The organism is Dietzia sp. CW19, assembly GCF_014145265.1.
In the GTDB taxonomy this organism is placed as follows: Bacteria; Actinomycetota; Actinomycetes; order Mycobacteriales; family Mycobacteriaceae; genus Dietzia; species Dietzia natronolimnaea.
In genome coordinates, this window is record NZ_JAALEE010000366.1 from 1 (window position 1) to 4,639 (window position 4,639).

The 4,639-nt window shown below is 70.3% G+C and carries 4 protein-coding genes; all 4 read left to right on the forward strand.

The window, feature by feature from the left end; genetic code table 11:
• Positions 1–268: 268 nt before the first annotated feature.
• From G6021_RS11250 to G6021_RS11265, 4 genes are read left to right on the forward strand one after another with little or no spacing between them, the layout of a single operon-like run.
• On the forward strand, positions 269–781 hold the full coding sequence (locus G6021_RS11250) for a DUF4395 domain-containing protein (RefSeq protein ID WP_179523589.1): 513 nt from the start codon (positions 269–271) through the stop codon (positions 779–781).
• Between the two features lie 48 nt (positions 782–829).
• Positions 830–1,414, forward strand: a complete 585-nt coding sequence (locus G6021_RS16945; RefSeq protein WP_206682660.1) for a hypothetical protein — start codon at positions 830–832, stop codon at positions 1,412–1,414.
• A gap of 35 nt (positions 1,415–1,449) precedes the next feature.
• The gene (locus G6021_RS11260) at positions 1,450–3,471 is read left to right on the forward strand and encodes a M13-type metalloendopeptidase (RefSeq protein ID WP_182641312.1); all 2,022 of its coding nucleotides are present in this window, start codon (positions 1,450–1,452) and stop codon (positions 3,469–3,471) included.
• 41 nt (positions 3,472–3,512) lie between these two features.
• On the forward strand, positions 3,513–4,604 hold the full coding sequence (locus tag G6021_RS11265; RefSeq protein WP_182641313.1) for a diacylglycerol kinase: 1,092 nt from the start codon (positions 3,513–3,515) through the stop codon (positions 4,602–4,604).
• The last annotated feature ends 35 nt before the right edge of the window (positions 4,605–4,639 follow it).

Sequence of the window (4,639 nt, forward strand, 5' to 3'; positions counted from 1 at the left end):
TGGTGGGGGGCGTGCCCGGTCCGGCGGTGGCTGGGGGTCGCTCGCCAGGAGTCACCTGCCCGCAGGCACCGACGGCCAGGGCGAGGCCGAGACCCGCGACGATCGCGCGGCCGAGCTGAGGGGCCGCTGCTCTCCGGTGCGCCATGCCCCGCAGGATAACCGGGCTGGGACTTTCGCGGGTTCAGGCGTACTCTCGGGGCATGGGTAGACAGATCTGTCTATGCAGAGTGGCGGTACGGACGGTACCGAGAGGTCGAGGAGGTCGGTCATGAGCCTGCGAGAGGTGTTCGCGTTCCCTGAGGTCGTCAACGACTATGCCGCCCGGTGCACTGCCGGGCTCGTCGTGACGCTCGCGGTGGTGACGATGCTCGCGCCGCCGCCGGCGCAGACCTGGCTCGCCGCGGCACTGGTCGTCGGCTTCGCCCTCCGGGTGGCCGGAGGACCGCGGTACTCACCGTTCGGCAGGCTCTCGGTGCACGTACTGGCCCCCAGGGTCAGCTCCGAGCCCAAGCTGGTCGCGGGTGCACCCAAGCGGTTCGCCCAGACGATCGGCCTGGTCATGTCCTCGGTCGCGCTCGGGTTGTTCCTGGGCGGGTTGACGGGGGCGGGGGTCGTGGTCCTGGGCGTGCTGGTGGCCGCCGCCCTCGCCGAGGCGGCCCTGGGGTTCTGCCTGGGGTGCTGGATGTACGGCCAACTGCAGCGGGTCGGTGTCGTGTCGGAGGACGCCTGCGTCGACTGCGCCGACATCTGGGCCCGGCCCGGGATGACCGCGCGCAACTGAGACCTGCTCGCAACCGGGACCCCGTCACTCCGCGTTACTGTGGAGGACATGACTTCCCCGTCCGAGAACCACGAGTCGTACGGCGACGACCCCCGGGGCCACGGAGCGGCGTACGGCACCCCGTCGGACTCCGGCGACCGGTTCTCTCCCTACGGGACGCAGTCCTACGAGAGCCCCTCGTTCGGGCACCAGCAGTTCGGGCAGCAGCAGTTCGAGCAGCAGCCGTTCGAGCAGCAGCCCTACGGCGCCCATTTCTACGGGGCCCAGCCGTTCGGGACTCAGCCTTATGGGACGGAGCCCTACGGCACGCAGCCCTACGGCGTGGAGCCTTACGGCGTGCAGCCCTACGGCTCACCGGGCTATGGCGCGATGCACCCGTACGCGCCGGCCTACGGGGCGTCGCGCAAGGAACCGGCGCTCTCGCTGGTGTTGTCCTTCTTCCTGCCCGGGCTGGGCACGCTGATCAACGGCCAGGCAGGCAAGGGGATCGGCATCATGGCCGGCTACTTCCTCGGCATCCTGCTGTCCGTGGTCCTGATCGGGATCCCGATCATGCTCGGGTTCTGGGTCTGGGGGATGGTCGACGCCTACTCGGGCGCCAAGGAGCACAACGCCCGGAACGGCTTCTACTGAGAGACCGGTCGCCGGACCTTCCGTAACCTGGTCGCATGACAGCGACCGAGATCACCACGACCGACGACTCGCGCCCCTCGGGCCTCGACCTCCAGTACGTCGACCGGGACGTCCGTCCCCAGGACGACCTCTACCAACACGTCAACGGCACCTGGATCCGCGATCACGTGATCCCCGCGGACCGGCCCATCGACGGTGCCTTCCTCGCGCTGCGCGACCTGTCCGAGGAGCGGGTGCGGGACATCATCACCGACGCCCCCGTGGACTCGCGGATCGGGGCGTTCTACGCCTCCTTCATGGACACCGACGCGGTCGAGGCCGCGGGCGTCGCCGCGCTCGCCCCCGACCTGGCCGAGATCGACGGCGCGACCGACGCCGACTCCCTGGCCCTGGCCATGGCGCGGCTGGAGAAGGTGGGCGTCGGCGGTCTGATCGGCGCCTACGTCAACAACGACGCCAAGAACTCCACCGAGTACATCCTCTACCTGGTGCAGTACGGCATCGGACTGCCGGACGAGTCCTTCTACCGCGAGGAGCAGTACGCGGAGCTACGCGACCAGTACACGGATCACATCGCGCGGATGCTCGTGCTCGCGGAGCTGTCGGGAGACGAGGACGCCCGCACCCGCGCCGAACGGATCGTCGCGCTGGAGACCCGCATCGCCTCCGCGCACTGGGATGTGGTGGCCCGCCGCGACGCCGACAAGACCTACAACCCCGTCACCTGGGACGACCTCCCCGGCCTGGCGCCCGGATTCCCCTGGCACGACTGGGCCCGTGAGGTGGGCGGCTCGGAGGAGACCTTCGGCCGCGTCGTGGCCATGCAGCCCGACTTCCTCACCGCGGTCGCCGGACTGTGGTCGACCGAACCACTGGAGACGTGGAAGGAATGGCTGCGGTGGCGGGTCCTCGGCTCGCGCGCGCCCTACCTGACCAGCGACCTGGTGGAGGAGGACTTCCGCTTCTACGGCACCGCGATGTCCGGCACGGAGGAGATCAAGGCCCGGTGGAAGCGCGGCGTCGCCGCGGTCGAGGCGGCCCTCGGCGAGGAGGTGGGTAAGGAGTACGTGGCCCGCCACTTCCCACCCGGCCACAAGGCCCGGATGGTCGAGCTGGTGGAGAACCTCACCGCCGCCTACCGCTACTCCATCGCGCGGTTGCCGTGGATGACGCCGGAGACCCGCGAGCGGGCGCAGGAGAAGCTCGAGGCGTTCGTGCCCAAGATCGGCTACCCGGAGAAGTGGCGCGACTACTCGGCGCTCGAGGTGCGCCCGGACGACCTGCTGGGCAACGTGCGGCGGTCGGCCGAGTTCGAGCACCGCTACGAACTGGGCAAGCTCGGCGGCCCGGTCGACCGCGGCGAGTGGCACATGACCCCGCAGACGGTCAACGCCTACTACAACCCGGTGATGAACGAGATCGTGTTCCCGGCCGCCATCCTCCAGCCCCCGTTCTTCGACGCCGACGCCGACGACGCCGCAAACTACGGGGCGATCGGCGCGGTGATCGGTCACGAGATCGGCCACGGGTTCGACGACCAGGGGTCGAAGTACGACGGCGACGGCAACCTGGTGGACTGGTGGACCGACGACGACCGCTCCGCGTTCTCCACCCGCGTGGACGCGCTGATCGACCAGTACCAGGGCCTGACCCCGGACGGTCTGGACCCCACGAAGGACCACGTCAACGGAGCCTTCACGGTGGGGGAGAACATCGGCGACCTCGGCGGGCTGACCATCGCGCTGCTGGCCTACCGGCTGGCGCAGGGGTCGACCGGGGAGGGCTCCGACGTGCAGCCGGCGGAGGGGACGGAGGTGGGCCCCGAGATCGACGGCATGACCGGCATCCAGCGGCTCATCACCTCCTGGGCCATCGTGTGGCGCACCAAGACCCGCGCGGAGGAGGCCGCCCGCCGGTTGGCCGTGGACCCGCACTCCCCGCCGGAGTTCCGCTGCAACCAGGTGGTGCGGAACCTCGACGACTTCCACGCCGCGTTCGGGGTGACCGAGGGGGACGGGCTGTGGCTCGCCCCCGAGGAGCGCGTGAGCATCTGGTGAAGGGGCCCCGCCGGCTCCGGCCCGGTCGTTGGGGTTCACCCATGACGAGCCGGGATGTACCGATCAGGGTCGTGGAATGGTCGACGGGCTATCTGGGCAGGATGGCGGTCGAGGCCGTCGACGCCCGGCCCGAGATGGAGCTGGTGGGCGTCTTCGTCTCCGATCCCGCGAAGGTCGGCGTCGACGCGGGCCGGCTCGCCGGTCTGGGCCGGGATCTGGGGGTGATCGCGACCGACGACCGGGCGGCACTGCTCGCTCTCGACCCGGACGCGATCGTGTACACCGCCGAGACCGAGACCCGCTTCATGCCGGCGATCGAGGACTTCCGCGGCTTCCTGCGCGCGGGTATCGACGTGGTGGCCTCCGGCCCCGTCCTGCTCCAGTACCCGCACGGGGCCCTCCCGGAGGAGATGATCGCCCAACTCGTGGACGCCGCCCGCGAGGGTGGCGCCACGCTGCACGTCAACGGCATCGACCCGGGATTCGCCAACGACGTCCTGCCGCTGGTCATGACGAGCCTGTCCCGGCGCATCGACCTGATCCGGGTGGGCGAGATCGCCGACTACTCGGTGTACCACCAGGGCGAGACCATGCGGCGGCTGTTCGGCTTCGGTCGGTCCATGGACACCCTGCCGCCACTGCTCCGACCGGGGATGCTCGCCGCGGGCTGGGGGTCGGTGGTCCGTCAGCTCGCCGCCGCGTTGGAGGTGACGCTCGACGAACCGCTGGTCGAGCGCCACGAGCGGCTTCCCGCGGATCGGGACCTGTCGCTGCTGGCGTGCGAGGTCCCGGCCGGGACCCAGGCGGCGCTGCGGTTCGAGGTGGTGGGACAGGTCGACGGCGAGGACCGCATCGTCCTGGAGCACGTCACCCGCACCGCCGTCGACCAGGCACCGGACTGGCCCCGCCCCGACCACGGGGACGGGTGCTACCGCATCGACATCCTCGGTGAGCCGGCCATGCGCGTGGAGTTCACCCACCATGCCGAGCACGGCGACCACAACGAGTCCGGCATGCTCGTCACCGCGATGAGGCTGGTCAACGCCGTCGAGGCCGTGGTCGCGGCGGAGCCCGGTCTGGTATACGCAAAGGACCTGCCGATGATCACCGGGCGTGGCTTAATGAAGAGATGAACATAATCGGTGCCGCCCGTGCCGCCCGTGCCGCC

Bases quoted from the DNA above. Each gene is read 5' to 3' on its own strand.
- G6021_RS11250 (WP_179523589.1), top strand. From the start codon at position 269: ATGAGCCTGCGAGAGGTGTTCGCGTTCCCTGAGGTCGTCAACGACTAT.
- G6021_RS16945 (WP_206682660.1), top strand. From the start codon at position 830: ATGACTTCCCCGTCCGAGAACCACGAGTCGTACGGCGACGACCCCCGG.
- G6021_RS11260 (WP_182641312.1), top strand. From the start codon at position 1,450: ATGACAGCGACCGAGATCACCACGACCGACGACTCGCGCCCCTCGGGC.
- G6021_RS11265 (WP_182641313.1), top strand. From the start codon at position 3,513: ATGACGAGCCGGGATGTACCGATCAGGGTCGTGGAATGGTCGACGGGC.